Raw genomic sequence first — 15,959 nt, 5'->3', positions numbered from 1 at the left:
CCGTTCCCCCTTCCCCGTTTCCTCCTCTTCCCCGGCGCACTCTCCGGGCGCGGCCCCCGGTTCCGTGCGGTCAGCCGGACGGCTGGGGTGCCGACTGGTCGGGAGCCGGCTGCGAGCCCTGCGAGTCCGGGGGCGCCGACTGCTCGGGCTCCACGGGTATCTCGGGCTCCCCGTTCTCCTCGGGGGGCGAGGGGGCCGGCTTCGAGGGCGGCTCGGACCGCTCCGGCTCGGACCGTTCGCCGGACCGCTTGTCGGAGGGCTCTTCGGACGGCTTGTCGGAGCGTTCGCCGGAGGGCGACTCGGACGAGGGCTTCTCCGACCGCTCGTCGGACGGCGACTTCGAAGGGGACTCGGACCGTTCGTCGGACGGGGACCCGGTCCGCCTGTCCGAGTGCGGGTCGGACGGAGAGAGGGACGCCTTCGGCGGCGCGGTCTTCCTGTCCTCCTTGCCGGTGTCCCCGCGCTTGCGGACGAACCAGTGGTCCTCCTCAGGGTCGTGGACCACGAAGACGTCGACGACCTCCTCCGCGGGCGCCACCACCACCACGTCCGAGGCGCGGAACCCGGCCCAGGCCTCACCGGTCGTCCTCACCGCACCCTTCTGCTCCACCGGACGGGTCAGCGGATTGCCGCAGGCGCAGCGCACCCGTGGCTCCCCGCGGCCGTCGACGAGCACGGCGGTGCCACGCTGGAGGACCGCCTGGTAGCTGGTCGCGGAGCCGTCACGGTAGCCGTGATTGGTGACCCTGGTGTCGACCATCAGCTGGAGCGGGGTCAGGGAGCGCAGATATGCGGGCACCGTGGACGGGTCGATGCCCAGGACCGTGGCGAACGCCCTTGTCTTCGCCGCGTCGGCGGTCAGGAAGCCGATCTGCTTCTCGACGTCGCAGCTCGCGACCTTCTGGGTGCCGCCGTACAGCCCCGGGGTCGAGCCCGGCACGCTGCGGGTCGCTCCGGTGGCCGTCTCCGGGGCGGTCGGCGGGGTCTCGGGGGACTCGGCGGCCGGGGGTTCGGTCACCGTGGAGCCGGTGAAGGGATCCGGGCCGGTTTCCGACGCGGGCTGGAGGAACACCTCGCCGGCGGCTGCCTCGCCGCCGCCGTCGGGCCGCGTGAGGACGACGGCCAGCACGACCGCGGCGATCACCGCGGCCGCCACGGCAGCGATCTTGGGAACGTCGCGCCACCAGGGCCGCCGGGGCTCGCCGCCGTTCGGTCCCGCGCCCGACGGGCGCGGTGGTCCCGGTGGGGGCGGGGTGCGGCCGGCCCCGGACGAGGAACCCGACAGAGGGCCGGAAGGAGGGCCCGCGGGCCGGCCGGACGGCGGTTGGGAAGTCACGATTGATCCCTTTCTTCCGTTCCGCGCCCATTGTGTGCCTGTGGCCCGTGCACCTCGCAAGCGGACGCGACCGGCCCCTCCGGAAGGCGGCCGCGGGCCGCGCTGCTTAACGTGACAGGGTGAGCCCACAGCGACCGCCCCGGCCCGGACCCGGCGCGGGGGGCGCGTGCGGCGAAGGTGAAACGCCCGGTGGCGCGGCCGCCGGGCGGGGTGCCCTCCTCGGCGCTGTGCGCGACTGGCGCGACGCCCTGGTCACGGTGGTGTGCGGCACGGCCGCCATGGCCGTCACCGCGGCACTCGGGCTGTGGGCGGCGGGCGCGGCCGGTCTCCCCGGCGGTGCATTTCCGCGCGTCGTCGCCGCCGTCGTCGTCATGGCGGCGGGCGGGACGGTGGAACTGACCGGTGACGCCGGGGACCTGGTGGGCGCGGACGCCGAACTCGCCGTACTGCCGCTGTCCGTGACCCTCGCCGGGGCCCTGGTGACCGGCGCCGCCTTCCTCGGACCGCTGCGGCACCACGCGGTCTCCGCCGGCGGCGAACTCCTGGGCCGTGCCGTCCGTACGGCGGTGCTGTGGTCGGCCGCACTCGCCGCGCTCTCGACATGCGCACGCGACGCGTTCGAGATCCCCCTCGGCGAGGAGTCACCCGCCGACCTCTTCGGCGAGCTGTTCGACTCCACCCCGACCGTCGGCTTCCGCGCCGATCTGCCGTCCACTCTCCTCTTCGGGCTGCTGTGGCTGCTCGGCGTCCTCGCCGTCACCCTGCTCGTCTCGCGCGGGGCCCCGCTGCCCGCCCGGCTCCTGCGTTACCAGGAGCAGGTCCGCCCGGCCGCGTTCGCGATGCTGTTCCTTCTCCTCGCCTGCGTCGCGGCGGGAGTGGTCGTCGCCCTGGTGGCCGCCGCGACCCGGGGGCACCCGTCCGAGACCTTCGCCGTCATGCTGCTCGGACTGCCCAACCTGGTCTGGCTCGCGCTCGGGATCGGGATGGGCGGTTCCTGGGAGGGCAGGGTCGAAGGGCCGTTCGGGCTGCCGGTGCCGCACCTCCTCGACGCGGTGCTGCGCGGCGAGCGGAACTCCACCCTCTCCCTTTCCTCGCTGGTCCAGGAGGACGGCCGTGCCTGGTGGCTCCTCGTGGCCGCCGCCGTACTGCTGCAGGCCGCCGCCTTCGTGATGGCGGTCCGCTCACCGGCCGGGACCTCACTTTGGCTGCACGCCGCGCACATGGCGATCGCCCTGACCCTGACCACTCTGGTCGTCTGCCCGCTCACCGGCATCGACGCCAGGGCCGGGCTCTCGCTGCTGGGCATCGGGGACCTCGGCGGCTTCGGCGGAGAGGTGACACTGCGGCCGCGCCTGTGGGCGACGGCCGCAGCGGCGGCGCTCTGGGGGCTTGTCACGGGCTTTCTGGGCGGACTGCTCGCCTCACGGGTGCGCCGCGGGGGCGAGGTGGACGGGCCACTACGACCGGAGCCCGGGAAAGACCGGTAGTGCCCAGCGTGGCGGCGCGGGCGGCTCCTCCGGCCCGGCGGGCCAGGAACGGGAAGACAGGGAGGGATCAGACGCACCGGCCCGCCCCCGGCCACCCGCCGTCACGGCGGCCCGCAGCGCCGCCACGAACTGCAGACAGGTGTCGTAGCGCTCCTCCGGCACCTTCGCCAGTGCCTTCCTCAGTACGGCGTCCACGGCCGGCGGCAGCCCCTGCCGCACCTGGCTCGGCGGCGGCGGGGGATCGTACTGATGGGCCCAGAGCAGTGCCATGTCGTCGTCCCGCCGGAACGGCGGCACCCCGGTCAGCATCTCGAACACCACGCAGGCCAGGCTGTACACGTCGCACCGCCCGTCCACCGGCCGCCCCGAGATCTGCTCGGGCGCCACATAGTCGAGCGTTCCCACGAACTGGCCCACACTGGTGAACCCGGTCAGGGACAGCGACTTCTTCGTCAGCCCGAAGTCCGTGAGATAGGCGTGTTCCGGATGGTCGGTGTCGGTCCCCTCCGCGATCAGGACGTTGCCGGGCTTCACGTCCCGGTGCACCAGGTCGTGCGCGTGCGCCGCGTCCAGCGCGGAGGCCACCTGTACGGCGATCCGGCACACGGTCCCGGGCGGCAGCGGACCGTCCCTGTCCATCAGGGCCCGCAGATCCTGCCCCGCGACGTACCGCATCGCGATGTACAGCAGACCGTCCGTCTCGCCCGCCTCGAAGACCGGCACGATGTTGGGGTGGTCGATCGCGGCGGCGACCCGTGACTCGTGCGCGAAGCGCTTGCGGAAGGTGTCGTTGCGGGCCAGTTCGGGCGCCAGCAGCTTCAGCGCCACCGTCCGGTCCAGCCGCAGGTCCTTCGCCCGGTAGACCACCGCCATGCCGCCGCGCCCGATCTCGCGCTCGACGAGGTATCCCGCGACCTGCTTGCCCAGCAGTTCGGCGGGGTCTCCGGCGGGCAGCCCCGCCATCACCCGTACCCGCGGCGGCTGCTGCCGCCGCCCCCGCGGTCGTCGTACCCGCCGCCGTCGGCGTCGTCCGGGGCGGCCCGCGCGGCGCCCGGGCCGTCGATCCAGCGGCCGCTCCGTGCCGCTTCCTCGGGTTCGATGACGCGGGTGGGCCCCTCGCTCCGGTCGCCGCCCCGGCTGCCCCGCCGGTCGCCGCCCTGGCTGCTCCGCCGGTCGCCGTCATGGCCGTCGCCGCGACGCCGTCCCTCCGGGCGGTCGGTCCTGCCCGCCGGGGGCAGTTCCCCGAGGTCCTCCGGCGCTACCACCTGTGTCGGCTCGTGGTCCTCCGGCGCGACCGCTTGTGTGGGCTCGTGGTCCACCGGCCCTGCCTCCGGGGGCCCCGGCTCGGACGGCCCGGGCGCGGCCCCGGCCGCCGCCCCGCCGGCGGAGGGGTCCGTCGTGGAGGCGTAGGTGCTCATCCGGGTGCCGTCCCAGTAGGCCCAGCGCTCGTGCTCGGCGTCGTACAGCCAGACCGACTCACCGTCGACGACCATGCCCACCCGGAGACCGTGGGTGCGGTGCCGGAACGTTTCTCCGCTGGAGTGGCCCGCGGCCAGCTCCTCTGCGGCGCGCCGGTAGCGGCCCAGGGAGTCCTCGGCCCTGGCCAGCAGGGGCCGCGGATCGGTGGTTCCGGCCGCGGGCTGCCGGGCAGCCGGGGGATGCTGCGGCACGGCGACCAGGAGCCGTCCGTCCACCCAGGCCGACCAGCCGTTGGAGCACACGATCCGGCCCCAGTCACCGACCCGGTCGATCAGCTGCACCGGCAGGAACGGGTCCAGCGGCTCCGTGGGACGGGACGGGTCAGGGGTCTCCCACGCGGGCAGGCCGTCCCCCGGCACGACGTGCGTCGGCCGGAAGTCGGAGTTGACCGGTGCGACCATGGCGTGTGCCTGCTTCCGCTACTTCCGCATGATCACGGGCTCGTGCCGGCGCAGCAGCTTCGCGACCACGAACCCGAGGACGAGGGACAGCACCACCAGCATGCCCATGTCCAGCAGCCACGTCTCGGCGGAGTGCTCGAACAGGGGATCCGCGACCTTCGGGCCGCCCACCACCTGCTTGATGTCGATCGTCGAAGCCATCGCGCCCAGCGCCCACCGGGAAGGGACGAGCCAGGACAGCTGGTTGAGGACCGGCACCCCGTCCAGTTCCAGAAGGGCGCCGCAGAACACCACCTGAACGATCGCGAGCAGCACCAGCAGCGGCATCGTCACCTCCTCCTTCCGCACCAGCGCGGACACGAGCAGACCGAGCATCATCGCCGTGAACCCCAGCATCGCCACGGCCGCCGTGACCTCGGCGATCGGCGACACGAACACCCCCTTGCCACCGGGAACGTTCATCGGGACACCGGCCAGGGCCACCAGGGACAGGACCACGGACTGCACCACCGTGACCACACCCAGCACCACGATCTTGGACATCAGATACGCCGATCTGGACAGGCCGACGGCTCTCTCCCTGCGATAGATCGTGCGTTCCTTCACCAGCTCCCGCACCGCGTTGGCCGCGCCCGTGAGCACCGCGCCCACACACAGGATGAGCAGCACGTTCATCGTCGACTCGCGGTTGAACTCGCCCTCCGACAAGGCACGCGCCATCACGCCCATGACGAACGGCAGCGCGACCATGATGGCGAGGAAGGTGCGGTCGGCACCGAGCGCGGCCGCGTACCGCCGGATCAGCGTGCGCAGCTGCGCCCCCCAGCTCTGGGCCTTCGGCGGCGGGGGCGGCAGGGCCAGCGACCCGGTCGCGGTCAGCCGCGGCTGCGCCGAGGAGCTCGCGATGTACTGATGGTGGAAGCGGGAGTCGGCGTACTGCCCGGCCCAGTCGCGGTCGCGGTCGTTCTCGAACGCCTCGAACGCCTCGGGCCATTCCTCGAAGCAGAAGAAGACCAGCGCGTCCTTGGGCGGCCCGTAGTAGGCGATGCGGCCGCCGGGCGCCAGCACCAGCAGCCGGTCGCACACGTCGAGGCTGAGCACGCTGTGGGTGACGACGATGACCGTGCGGCCGTCGTCGGCGAGCCCGCGCAGCATGTGCATCACCGAGCGGTCCATGCCCGGGTCGAGGCCGGAGGTGGGCTCGTCCAGAAACAGCAGCGAGGGCTTGGTCAGCAGCTCCAGCGCCACGCTGACCCGCTTGCGCTGTCCGCCGGAGAGGCTGTGGATGGGCTGGTCGGCGCGCTCCTCCAGACCGAGCTCGACGATGACCTCCTCCACCCGGGCCAGGCGTTCCGCCTTCGCGGTGTCCTCGGGGAAGCGCAGTTCCGCCGCGTACCCGAGGGCGCGGCGCACCGTCAGCTGCTGGTGCAGGATGTCGTCCTGCGGCACCAGGCCGATGCGCTGGCGGAGCTCGGCGTAGTCCCGGTACAGGTCACGGCCGTCGTAGAGCACGGTGCCGTGGTCGGCGGGCCGCTGACCCGTCAGCGCGTTGAGGAGCGTCGACTTGCCGGCGCCGCTGGGCCCCACCACGGCCAGCAGGCACTTCTCGCCGACGGGGAACGACACGTGGTCCAGCAGCGTCTTGCGGCCCCGGTCGACGGTGACCGTCAGGTCCTGGACGTCGAGCGAGACCTCACCGGTGTCGGTGAACTCCACCAGCTGGTCGCCGATGAGGGAGAAGGCGGAGTGCCCGATGCCGACGATGTCGCCGGGTGTGACCAGCGCCCGGTCCACGAGCTGCCCGTTGAGGTAGGTGCCGTTGTGGCTGCCGAGGTCGTAGATCCAGTACGTGCCGTCGGGATGGATCCGCAGTTCCGCGTGCCGGCGGGACACCACCAGGTCGTCGACGACCAGGTCGTTGTCGGCGCTGCGGCCGATCCGGACCGTGCGGGCGGCCAGCGCGTGCACCGACGTCGGCTGCCGGAACGTGCCGGTGGCGGCGGGCATCGACACCGAGGTCGGGCGCGGCGGGCCGGGCACGGCCGTCACCGGTGCCGGCGCGCGTCCGGAGAGCACGGCGCGCGGGCCGTCCGCCGGATGGCCGAACACGATCACGCTCCCGGGGCCGACGTCCCAGGTGCGGACGCGTCTTCCGTCGGTGAAGGTGCCGTTGGTGCTGTCCTCGTCCTCGATGGTCCAGTGCCCGTCGTACGGCCGCAGGACCGCGTGGTGCCAGGAGATCCGGGCATCGGTCAGCACGATGTCGCTCGTCGGGTCACGGCCGATGCGATAGCTCCGGCTCGGACTCATCACCGTGGAGTCCCCGTCGATGTCGAGGACGATTTCGGGCGCGGTGCGCACGTAGGGCCCCTCTCCCATGGGGGAATTTTATCTTTCCGCACCGACATACGCCTGGGAAGTGCGAGATTTCCGCCCGTGTCAGAGCCCCGGCTGCCGGGTGAGGCCGTAGTAATGGGTGAGCACGGCCTCCGCCCCGGACCCCATGGCGATTCCGATCCGCTGGAACCGCGCCGCCCGCACGTCCCCGGCCGTCAGGACCCGCGGATGCTGCGCGGTCGGTGGACAGTGCCCGTCCGGCCCCAGGACCAGACCTTCCGGCGCGGCAGGCCGGCCGCCGAGGTTGCCCAGCACCAGGTCGGCGGCGTACGTCCGCACGGACCCGTCGGCATGACGGGCCTCCACGCGCACCGCCGGGCCGCCGGGCCGCAGCGTGACCCGCTCCACCTCCTCGAGGCGCACCCGCGTGTCGTCCGCGGCCTCCGCCGCCTTGTAGGCGTCCGCCGCCGGATGCAGCACGTGCAGCAGGACGGGGGCTCCGGGATGCGACCGCAGCCAGGTGCCGAGCGGCCGGTCCCCGCCCAGGACGACGACCCGGCGGCCGGCGAGCCCGTCGGGGACCGCCCGCCACAGCGGGGGAGGGGGCGGCACACCGGGAGCCGCCGTGATCCAGTCCGTGGCGGAGGGCGCGAGCGCCTCCACCCCGGTCGCCACCACCACCGCGCCGCCCGCGCACACGCGCCCGTCGGCGAGTACGGCCTCCGCCCGGTCCTCGTACCCGGCGACGCGCACCACCCGGCCGGTGACGAGCGCGCAGCGGCCGGTCCGCCGCAGCCGCTCGACGTCCGCGCGCAGGGCGCGCGCCAGCGCGGCGCCGTCCGCCCAGCCGCCCGGCACGTTCGCCAGGGCGCCGATCGCCGCGGGCTTCGCGGCCACCCGGTCCGCCTCGACGACCGTCGCACGCAGCCCCAGGCTGTCCGCCATCAGTGCCGCCGCCACCCCGGCGGGTCCGGCGCCGACGACGACCAGGTCCACCCCCTTCGCGCTCACCGGCCGCGCAGCCGCTCCAGGTCCCGGCGCTCCCGCTTGGTCGGGCGGCCGGCGCCGCGGTCGCGGACACCGGCCACCACGGCCTCCTCGCGCGGCGGGGGCAGCGGGCTGTTGTCGACGTAGCACTCGGCGGCGGCGGGCGGCCCGACGCGCTTGCGCACCAGTTTCGACACCACGACGATCCGCTCCCGCCCGGCGTGGTGCAGCCGCACCTCGTCCCCGGGCTTCACGGCGTGCGCCGGTTTCACCCGCTCACCGTTGATCTTGACGTGACCACCGCGGCAGGCCGTCGCCGCCATCGACCGGGTCTTGATGAGCCGTACCGACCAGATCCAGGTGTCGACCCGCACGGGTCCCTCGTCCGCTGCCATGATTCCGACTCTAGAGCTTCCGCGCCCGGTTCAGCCTTCCACCAGCCTGGACCTGATCAGGAACCGCACCCCCTCGGGCGCCTCCAGGGAGAAGCCGGCGCCGCGCCCCTGCACGACGTCGACGATCAGCCGGGTGTGGCTCCACACCTCGTACTGGCTCGCCGACATCCAGAAGTCCACCGGTTCCGCCACCCCGTCGGTCCGCGGACTCTCCAGGAGCACGTCCGAGACGCCGGTACGGAACTCGCCGTCGGGGTAGCACATGGGGGCGCTGCCGTCGCAGCAGCCGCCCGACTGATGGAACATCAGCGGCCCGTGGGCCTCCCGCGGCCGCCGGATCAGACCGGCGGCCGCGGGAGTCACCTCCACGCGTGGGGCGTCCGGCATCGGAAGAAGTCGAGCTTCTGTGGCGAGTAGGACACCAGCAGATTCTCCGTCTGCTGGTGGCATATGGTTGGTAGGCCGTTGACCAGCGGAAATAGCTTCAATCGAAGCGGGGAGCGGCTTGCCGGCCCGGGAATGGTCCGGATCTTGACCGGGGGCCGGAGCCGACGGATGCACTCCGCCCGTTCGAGGCGCGCATGGTCGGCCTGTCCGACCTGGCCCGGAACTTCGTCGTGCTGGTGGTCCTGCACCGGGCACACCGCGCCTGTTTGCCTACGTCTCGGACTGAACCCGGCGTACAGCCCGACTCGTCTGCCGCCGCCTGCGGCTTTGCCTGGGGAAGGGCCTCTGATCTGCGACGGAGGCCCTTTCCGGTCTTTCAGGGGCTTGCCGCGTTAGGCGGCGGAAAGTCCCTCGGAAGTTCCTCGGACAGCGTTGAAAGTCCCTGAAAAGTCCCAGGGCTGATCGGGTCGCCGAAGGTGTTTGAGGGGACGTCCTGGCTGTTCAAGCACGCCCCTGTGGCGGTGGCCGGACAGGGAGATCGAGGCCGTGGGAGACCGTCGAGTCGGTCGCTGTGTACTCTCCGGATTTGCTGGCGGCCAGGGAGCCGCCGACGGTCCACTCCTACGGGATCCGCGCAGCGGCGTTGGCAGGGCTTGCGGTCCGTCATGTCGATAACTCGCACGTACGGCTACGGATGGCGCAGAGGTGACCTTGACCAGATTCCATGATGGCTGGTCCGCTTGGGGGTCGGGGCGTCGAACTCGGGGGTTGGCTTCGTGACCGTGTCGGTTCTTGGTGCGCTGTGTCGCGTCTGCGGCAGTCCAGCGGATTCAACTGGCCCCGCCGCCAGTGTGGCGGCCCACGTATGAGGCTCCGGCGTGGGATCGCGATCGGCGTTGTGGCTGCCGGAGGTGCCGTGACGACGATGCTCGTGGGGCTCGTCACGAACGCGGTGTCCGATCAGTCGCGGTGGCCCGGCTGGCTGGGGTGGTTACAGCAGAACGCCTGGTTCTCCTTCGTCGTGCTCGGCGGGGCGATGGTCGGCCTGACAGTGTTACTTGCCGCGCTGTCGGAGACCCGGACGCCCCTGCCGCCCCAGTCGCCACGCCAGCCGGAGGACGAGTCGGGGCCTGCGGGGGCCGCGCCGGTGTTGCGGTCGCTGCCGCGTGACACCACGGCGTTCACCGACCGGGATGCTGAGCTGGAGGCGCTGGTGAGGTCGGCACGGACGTCGCAGGAGACCGGCGAGGTGCTGCCGGTCCACGTCATTGACGGGATGCCGGGGGTCGGGAAGACGACCTTCGCGGTGCACGCCGGGCATGTTCTCTCAGAGCGGTTTCCCGACGGACAGCTGTTCGTGAACCTCAACGGGCACACGCCGGGGCGGAGACCGGTGCAGGCCACCGAGGCGCTGGCCTCGCTGCTGGCGGCCGCCGGGGTACCCACACAACAGATACCCGTCGGCGATGACGTGGGCGCGGTCACCGAGGCGCGGGCCGCCATGTGGCGGAGTCGGCTCGCCGGCATGAAGGCGCTGCTGATCCTCGACAACGCGGCGAGCTACCGGCAGTTGGAGCCCCTGCTCCCGGGCGGGAGTGGCTGCCTCGTCCTGGTGACCAGCCGGAAGCGCCTGGCCGCGCATGAGGAGGTGGTCCTGCCGGTCGAGGCACTGCCGCCTGATCACGCGGTCGATCTGTTCGTGCGGCTCAGCGGGCGGTCGGCGGATGTGCTCGACCGGGGCGTACTTGAGGAGCTCGTGGGGCTCTGCGGGTGTCTGCCGCTGGGCGTGTCGTTGCTTGCGGCACGGCTGCGGCATCATCCATCCTGGACTGCCGAGGACCTGCAGGAGCGATTTGTGGCGGCCCGGGACAGGCTGGGAGAGCTGCGCGCCGGCGAGCGCGCGGTCGCCGCGACGTTCGATCTGTCCTATCGGGATCTTGAGCCGGAGCGGCAACGCTTCTTCCGGCTCCTCGGCCTCCACCCGGGTACGGACCTCGACGCGTACGTCGGCGCCGCGCTCGGCTCGGTTTCGGTCTCGGTGGCCCGGCAGCAGCTCGACGGGCTCTAACATGAGTACGTCGAACTGGCCGACGAGCCTTTGCTCGCTGGTGAGTACAAGGGCGGCGACGCTGAGACGAAACGTTTGGCCGCGCTGACGGCGGAGAACGGCCGGCTGGTGGAGGACCTGGTCAAGAAGGGCCGCAGCGTTGGCATCCTGACCGTCCTGATCAGCCAGAAGACCACCGGGGATGCCATCCCGACGTTCATCCGTGACGTGTGCCCGGTGGGGCTGTCGTTTGCGCAGAAGACGGTGGAAGCCGCGGTGGCCGCACTCGGTGACGACATCCGCAACTGGCCGGATGCCAGCCCGGTCACCTTGCAGGACCCCGCCTACGTCGGGGTCGCGGTGATGGCGATGCAGGGCCGTCCCGGCTTCACCCGTATCCGCACCCCGTACGTCTCCGACGCCGACGCCGCCCGTATCGCGGAAGCCACCTCCCACCTGACTGCCGACCCCGCCCTGTGCCTGGACGCCCTCCTCGACACCACCGGCCACACGCCCCCCGGCGACAAGGACGCACCCGGCAGACCAGCCGTCACTTTGTCCAAGCCCTGAACACCCCTGATCCCGACGCCCTGAGAGGAGGTTCCGCGCATGGGGGAGGAACGTTTCACCCGGCACACCGTGACCGTGGTCATGGCAGTCATCGCGGCCCTGGCCTTCGTCTTCTCCTTCGGCAACGTCTGGGCGCTCGCCCTGCGGCTCGGCGTCCCCCGCCTGATCGCGCCGCTGATCGCTCCCATGGTGGACCTGTCCGTCGTCGGCCTCCTGGTCGCCCTGCGGTTCCTCGCCCTGCGCGGCGTCCCCAAGGCGGAGCTGAAGGCCGGCACCCGCCTGCTGCACCTGTGCGGGCTGCTCACCCTCGCCCTCAACACCGCCGAACCCCTGCTGACCGGCCACTACGGCCGGGCCTGCCTGGAGACCGTCGCCCCGCTCCTGCTCCTGGGCTGGAGCCACGTCGGCCCCGCCTTCCTCGCCCACTTCCACACCGCCGCACACCCGGAGGACGCCACCACAGCTACCCCAGCCCCCGCGCCCATCGCTGAGCCGGTGCCCACTTCGGCGCCCGCTCCCGAGACGGCGGCCCCGGCCCCTGAGCCGGTCCCCGCCGCGACACCTGCGCCGCCTCCGGCCGAAGCACCTGCCGTGATCGAGGTGCCCAACTCCACCCCCGCCCCGGCCGTCGCCAAGGCGCCTGCCACCGGCTCCCGCCCGGCTCTGTCCGCCGCACTGCTGAGTGCGGCCCGGCGCATCGCGGACACCCACCACGCCGAGCACGGAACACCGGTCACCGCCGCCCAGCTCGCAACCCGCATGGGCGTCGCCCTGCCGGTGGCCACCGCCGCCCTCGCTCAGCTCTGAGCCACCCCGGCCACCGGCCGGATCACCTCTCCCCGAGATCCACGCCCACCCGATGGGCCTGGTTCGTCATGCCCCGAGCAGCACCAACACGCCCACAGCCACGGCCGGTTGCTGCTCGGGGCGATCCACCCCGACAGAAGGGACACGCCCCGAATGGTCACCCTGGACCTGCGCCACGTGGCAAGCCCCGCCGTGCGGGACCTGCTCCACCTGGTCAACCACCGCGACTTCGACCGTGCGCAGCAGCAGATCGAACGCGTCGGCGGCTGCACCGAACCCGTCCGCCTGACCGGCCACACTGCCACCGTCGACACCACGACCGGCGAGGTACTGCGCTCCTACACCTCCTCCGACGAACCCATGGGCAGCCTGCTCACGGCGTGCGGGAACCGCCGTGCCTCACGCTGCCCGGCTTGCTCCCGCCTCTACGCCGCCGACACCTACCACCTCATCCGCGCCGGCCTGTCCGGCGGCAAGACCGTCGCCGAAACCGTCCGCGACCACCCTCGCGCCTTCGTCACCCTCACCGCCCCCTCCTTCGGTCCCGTCCACAACCGCCCCACCACCGACGCGGGTAAGCCCCGTCCCTGTGCCTGCGGCCAGACCCACGCAGAAGATGCGCCGGAACTCGGCACCCCGCTGGACCCGACCACGTACGACTACACGGCCGCCGTGCTGTGGAACGCCCACGCCGGGCAGCTGTGGGCACGCTTCACCACCTACCTGCGCCGCGCCCTGGCCGAACACCTCGGCATGACGCAGAAGGCACTGAACGCCGCTCTCCGCGTCTCCTTCGCCAAGGTCGCTGAGTACCAGAAGCGCGGCCTGGTCCACTTCCACGCCGTGATCCGCTTCGACGGACCCGACGGCCACACCGCCCCACCCCCGCCTTGGGCCACCTTCGACGACCTCCAGGTCGCCGTGGGCCTGGCGGTCGAGAGGGCCCGGCTCACCGTCGAGTCCGACGCCATCGGCGAGCGCGTGCTCAAGTGGGGCGACCGGTTCAAGGTCGATCAGATCTCCGCCCTGGGCGACGGCGAACTCACCGACGCCAAGGTCGCCGGATACGTCGCCAAGTACGCCACCAAGAACGCCGAGGGCGCGGGCACTGTAGACCGCACCCTTATGTGCCGCCCCTGCCATGGACGCGGCTACGTACGAGGTCCAGACGGCTTCCGCGACCTGTGCGACGACTGCCAAGGCACCGGACAGGCCGAACCCATCAAGGCCCTACCCGTGCAACGGCATGTCCGCCAGATGATCCGGACCGCCTGGGACCTCGGGAACCTGCCGGAGTTCGCCGACCTCAAGCTCTGGAAGTGGGCCCACATGCTCGGCTTCCGCGGCCACTTCTCCAGCAAGTCCCGCGCCTACTCCACCACCCTCGGCGCCCTCCGCGACGTACGCCGCGCCTGGCGTCTCGCCCAGGCCGCAGCGGCCCGCGCCCGCGCCGGCCTTCCCACCACCGACGAGACCACCCTCGTCACCGCCTCCTCATGGACCTACCTCAGCAGCGGCTACCGCCCTGGCGAGGAACTCCTCGCCGCCCAGGTCCGCCACGACGTAGCCCACACCCGACGCCTCAAGCAGGAAGGACTGCTGCCCGCATGACGACGGCCGTACTCACCGTGGACCAGGTCGCCGAGCGTCTCGGCATCAGCCGCTGGAAGGTCCACGACCTGATCCGCTCCCGCGAACTCGCCTCCTTCAAGATCGGCCGCTGCCGCCGCATCAGCGAAGCCGCCTTGGACGCCTACGTATCCCTCCGTACCGAGCAGGAAGCCGCCTGATGCCCAAGCCGAAGAAGAACGCCAACAACGAGGGCACCATCTACCAGCGCAAGGACGGCCGCTGGGAGGGCAGTGCCTACGTCCTGACGACGGACGGCACGTACAAGCGGCGGAGCGTCTACGGCAAGACCTGGGACGAGGCGCACGAGAAACTGACCAGGCTCAAGGCCGACTCCCTGAACGGCCTGCCGGTATCCACCAGCAAGATGACCATCGCCGAGTACCTGACGTACTGGCTCACGAACGTCGCCCAGGGCAAGGTCCGCAGGACCACGTACGTCAACTACGAATCACTCGTCCGCAACTACGTCACGCCCGAGTTCGGCAGGAGGAAGCTGGCCCGGCTCACCGCCCGCGACATCCGGGCCTTCCTGACCAAGACGGCGGCCACCTGTCAGTGCTGCGCGCAGGGCAAGGACAAGAACCGGCCCGCACACAAGCGACGCTGCTGCGCCCTCGGCAAGTGCTGCACGAAGCTTCCCTCGGACCGGACCGTCCGCTTCCTGCTGGTAATCCTGCGGGCCGCCCTCCAGCACGCCGTACGTGAGGACGAGCTGCCCCGCAATGTGGCCCGGAACGTGGAGCTGAGCATGGGAAGGAAGCGTGAGATAGAACCGCTCACGGTCAAAGAGGGGCGTCAGCTCCTGACGGCGGCCAGGGACAACAGGCTGTGGGCCGCGTACGAACTGGCGGTCCGCATCGGCCTCCGGCGCGGTGAGCTGCTGGGACTGCGCTGGTCGGACGTGGACCTTCACGAAGGCGTCCTCACCGTTCGGCAGGCCCTACAGCGCGTCGGCGGTGAGCTGCTGATCGTCGCGCCGAAGACTCAGCGCTCGGCCCGTCGCGTGGCCCTGCCCGCCGAGTGCGTCACGGCGCTCCGCGCCCAGCGTGCCCAGCAGATCGCCGACCGGAAGGGTGCGGGGGACAACTGGAAGAGCACGGGTCATGGCCTCGTCTTCACCACCAAGAACGGGACCCCCATCGAGCCGCGCAACCTGAACCGCTCCTTCGAGGTGCTGAGCGTCCGCGCCGGCGTCCGCAAGGTCCGCTTTCATGACCTGCGCCACACCTGCGCCTCGCTCCTCCATGAACAGGGCGCCGACGCTCGCATGATCATGGAAGTCCTCGGCCACAGCTCGATCCGCGTGACCATGGACATCTACACCTTCGTCCGGCTCGACTCCCAGCGCTCCGCCTTCGATCGCGTCGGCGACGCGCTGAGGGGTGACGGCACCGATCCGGACGACGATGACGGCGCGGCCGGTGTCCCGGTAGCCGTCTGATCGGCCCCCGAATCTGGTTGCCGTCAAACACTGCCGTCAAGGCATAAAGCAGAGGCCCTGTGGAGTGATCCACAGGGCCTCTGACGTGCTGTGCACTCGGCAGGATTCGAACCTGCAACCTTCTGATCCGTAGTCAGATGCTCTATCCGTTAAGCTACGAGTGCTTGTCCTCCCGGCCCTTTCGGCCCGGTCGGCGTTGCGGGAACAACATTACATGACCTGCAGCGAGAGACGAAATCCATTAATCAAACCGCCTCTGACCTGCAAAAACACCGATCCGGCGGTTCGAGGGCGGCCAAGGGCCCGGAGGTGTGCGGCCCCGGACGCACCGAAGCCCCGGCCAGAGGCCGGGGCTTCGGTGGTGAGTGCGGAGGCGGAGGGATTTGAACCCTCGATGGGCTTTAAGGCCCAAACCGCATTAGCAGTGCGGCGCCATAGACCGGACTAGGCGACGCCTCCATTGCGCACCCGCGCGAGCGCGAGTGGACGTGCAAATGATGACACAGACCGACGGCCGGTCACCAACCCGTTCCACGGTACTAGGCGGGCGCCCGGCAGGGCAAAGCCCGGGACGTGGCGCAACGCCGTCGGCCGGAGCGCGTTGGAGAGGGCGGAGGCGGAGGCGTGCTCCGGGCACGCCCCCGCCCCGCACC

14 protein-coding genes and 2 tRNA genes are annotated in these 15,959 nt (G+C 71.6%); 7 read left to right on the top strand and 9 right to left on the bottom strand.

Going from position 1 to position 15,959, the window contains the following annotated elements; genetic code table 11:
* Positions 1 to 70: 70 nt before the first annotated feature.
* On the bottom strand, positions 71 to 1,336 hold the full coding sequence (locus tag GUY61_RS21575) for a DUF6777 domain-containing protein (RefSeq protein WP_313896775.1): 1,266 nt from the start codon (positions 1,334 to 1,336) through the stop codon (positions 71 to 73).
* A 227-nt stretch (positions 1,337 to 1,563) separates the two neighbouring features.
* On the opposite strand from GUY61_RS21575, the gene GUY61_RS21570 reads away from it, so the two are divergent.
* Positions 1,564 to 2,823: a streptophobe family protein gene (locus tag GUY61_RS21570; RefSeq protein ID WP_166631864.1), complete on the top strand. Its 1,260-nt coding sequence runs from the start codon at positions 1,564 to 1,566 to the stop codon at positions 2,821 to 2,823.
* On the opposite strand, the gene GUY61_RS21565 is transcribed toward GUY61_RS21570, so the two are convergent.
* From GUY61_RS21565 to GUY61_RS21540, 6 genes are read right to left on the bottom strand one after another with little or no spacing between them, the layout of a single operon-like run.
* Entirely contained in the window at positions 2,794 to 3,786 is a 993-nt protein-coding gene (locus tag GUY61_RS21565; RefSeq protein ID WP_166631863.1) for a serine/threonine-protein kinase, read from the bottom strand. The two genes, GUY61_RS21570 and GUY61_RS21565, sit on opposite strands and share 30 nt — an antisense overlap.
* The gene (locus GUY61_RS41900) at positions 3,786 to 4,703 is read right to left on the bottom strand and encodes a hypothetical protein (protein ID WP_398956371.1); all 918 of its coding nucleotides are present in this window, start codon (positions 4,701 to 4,703) and stop codon (positions 3,786 to 3,788) included. Before GUY61_RS41900 ends, GUY61_RS21565 begins: the two co-directional genes overlap by 1 nt.
* 18 nt (positions 4,704 to 4,721) lie before the next feature.
* Positions 4,722 to 7,082: an FHA domain-containing protein gene (locus GUY61_RS21555; protein WP_166631862.1), complete on the bottom strand. Its 2,361-nt coding sequence runs from the start codon at positions 7,080 to 7,082 to the stop codon at positions 4,722 to 4,724.
* Positions 7,083 to 7,142: 60 nt separating this feature from the next.
* Entirely contained in the window at positions 7,143 to 8,051 is a 909-nt protein-coding gene (locus GUY61_RS21550) for an FAD-dependent oxidoreductase (RefSeq protein ID WP_166631861.1), read from the bottom strand.
* Positions 8,048 to 8,422 carry an RNA-binding S4 domain-containing protein gene (locus tag GUY61_RS21545; protein ID WP_208106278.1) on the bottom strand — a complete coding sequence of 125 codons (375 nt, stop codon included), beginning with the start codon at positions 8,420 to 8,422 and terminating at the stop codon, positions 8,048 to 8,050. The genes GUY61_RS21550 and GUY61_RS21545 overlap by 4 nt, the downstream gene beginning before the upstream one ends.
* A gap of 30 nt (positions 8,423 to 8,452) precedes the next feature.
* Entirely contained in the window at positions 8,453 to 8,809 is a 357-nt protein-coding gene (locus GUY61_RS21540) for a DUF779 domain-containing protein (RefSeq protein ID WP_166631860.1), read from the bottom strand.
* Between the two features lie 925 nt (positions 8,810 to 9,734).
* Here GUY61_RS21540 and GUY61_RS21535 point away from each other — a divergent pair.
* The 6 genes from GUY61_RS21535 to xerC all read left to right on the top strand — a co-directional run bounded on the left by GUY61_RS21535 (position 9,735) and on the right by xerC (position 15,306).
* The gene (locus tag GUY61_RS21535) at positions 9,735 to 10,877 is read left to right on the top strand and encodes an NB-ARC domain-containing protein (RefSeq protein ID WP_243766635.1); all 1,143 of its coding nucleotides are present in this window, start codon (positions 9,735 to 9,737) and stop codon (positions 10,875 to 10,877) included.
* A 75-nt stretch (positions 10,878 to 10,952) separates the two neighbouring features.
* Positions 10,953 to 11,426: a hypothetical protein gene (locus GUY61_RS21530; RefSeq protein WP_243766634.1), complete on the top strand. Its 474-nt coding sequence runs from the start codon at positions 10,953 to 10,955 to the stop codon at positions 11,424 to 11,426.
* Between the two features lie 39 nt (positions 11,427 to 11,465).
* Positions 11,466 to 12,233 (top strand): DUF2637 domain-containing protein, encoded by a 768-nt coding sequence (locus tag GUY61_RS21525; protein WP_166631859.1) that lies wholly within the window; start codon positions 11,466 to 11,468, stop codon positions 12,231 to 12,233.
* 153 nt (positions 12,234 to 12,386) lie between these two features.
* Complete coding sequence (locus tag GUY61_RS21520; RefSeq protein WP_166631858.1) at positions 12,387 to 13,844, top strand: replication initiator; 1,458 nt, start codon at positions 12,387 to 12,389, stop codon at positions 13,842 to 13,844.
* Positions 13,841 to 14,023 carry a helix-turn-helix domain-containing protein gene (locus tag GUY61_RS21515; RefSeq protein ID WP_019324615.1) on the top strand — a complete coding sequence of 61 codons (183 nt, stop codon included), beginning with the start codon at positions 13,841 to 13,843 and terminating at the stop codon, positions 14,021 to 14,023. The genes GUY61_RS21520 and GUY61_RS21515 overlap by 4 nt, the downstream gene beginning before the upstream one ends.
* A complete protein-coding gene (gene xerC / locus GUY61_RS21510; RefSeq protein WP_166631857.1) occupies positions 14,023 to 15,306 on the top strand; it encodes a tyrosine recombinase XerC in 1,284 nt (427 codons plus the stop codon). Before GUY61_RS21515 ends, xerC begins: the two co-directional genes overlap by 1 nt.
* A gap of 91 nt (positions 15,307 to 15,397) precedes the next feature.
* Here xerC and GUY61_RS21505 read toward each other — a convergent pair.
* Positions 15,398 to 15,470: transfer RNA gene (locus GUY61_RS21505), tRNA-Arg, on the bottom strand.
* Between the two features lie 204 nt (positions 15,471 to 15,674).
* A tRNA-Ser gene (locus tag GUY61_RS21500) sits at positions 15,675 to 15,765 on the bottom strand.
* Between the last annotated feature and the right edge of the window lie 194 nt (positions 15,766 to 15,959).

This window comes from Streptomyces sp. GC420 (genome assembly GCF_009916105.1).
GTDB lineage: Bacteria > Actinomycetota > Actinomycetes > Streptomycetales > Streptomycetaceae > Streptomyces.
This window is presented reverse-complemented; position numbering and strand designations above follow the sequence as displayed.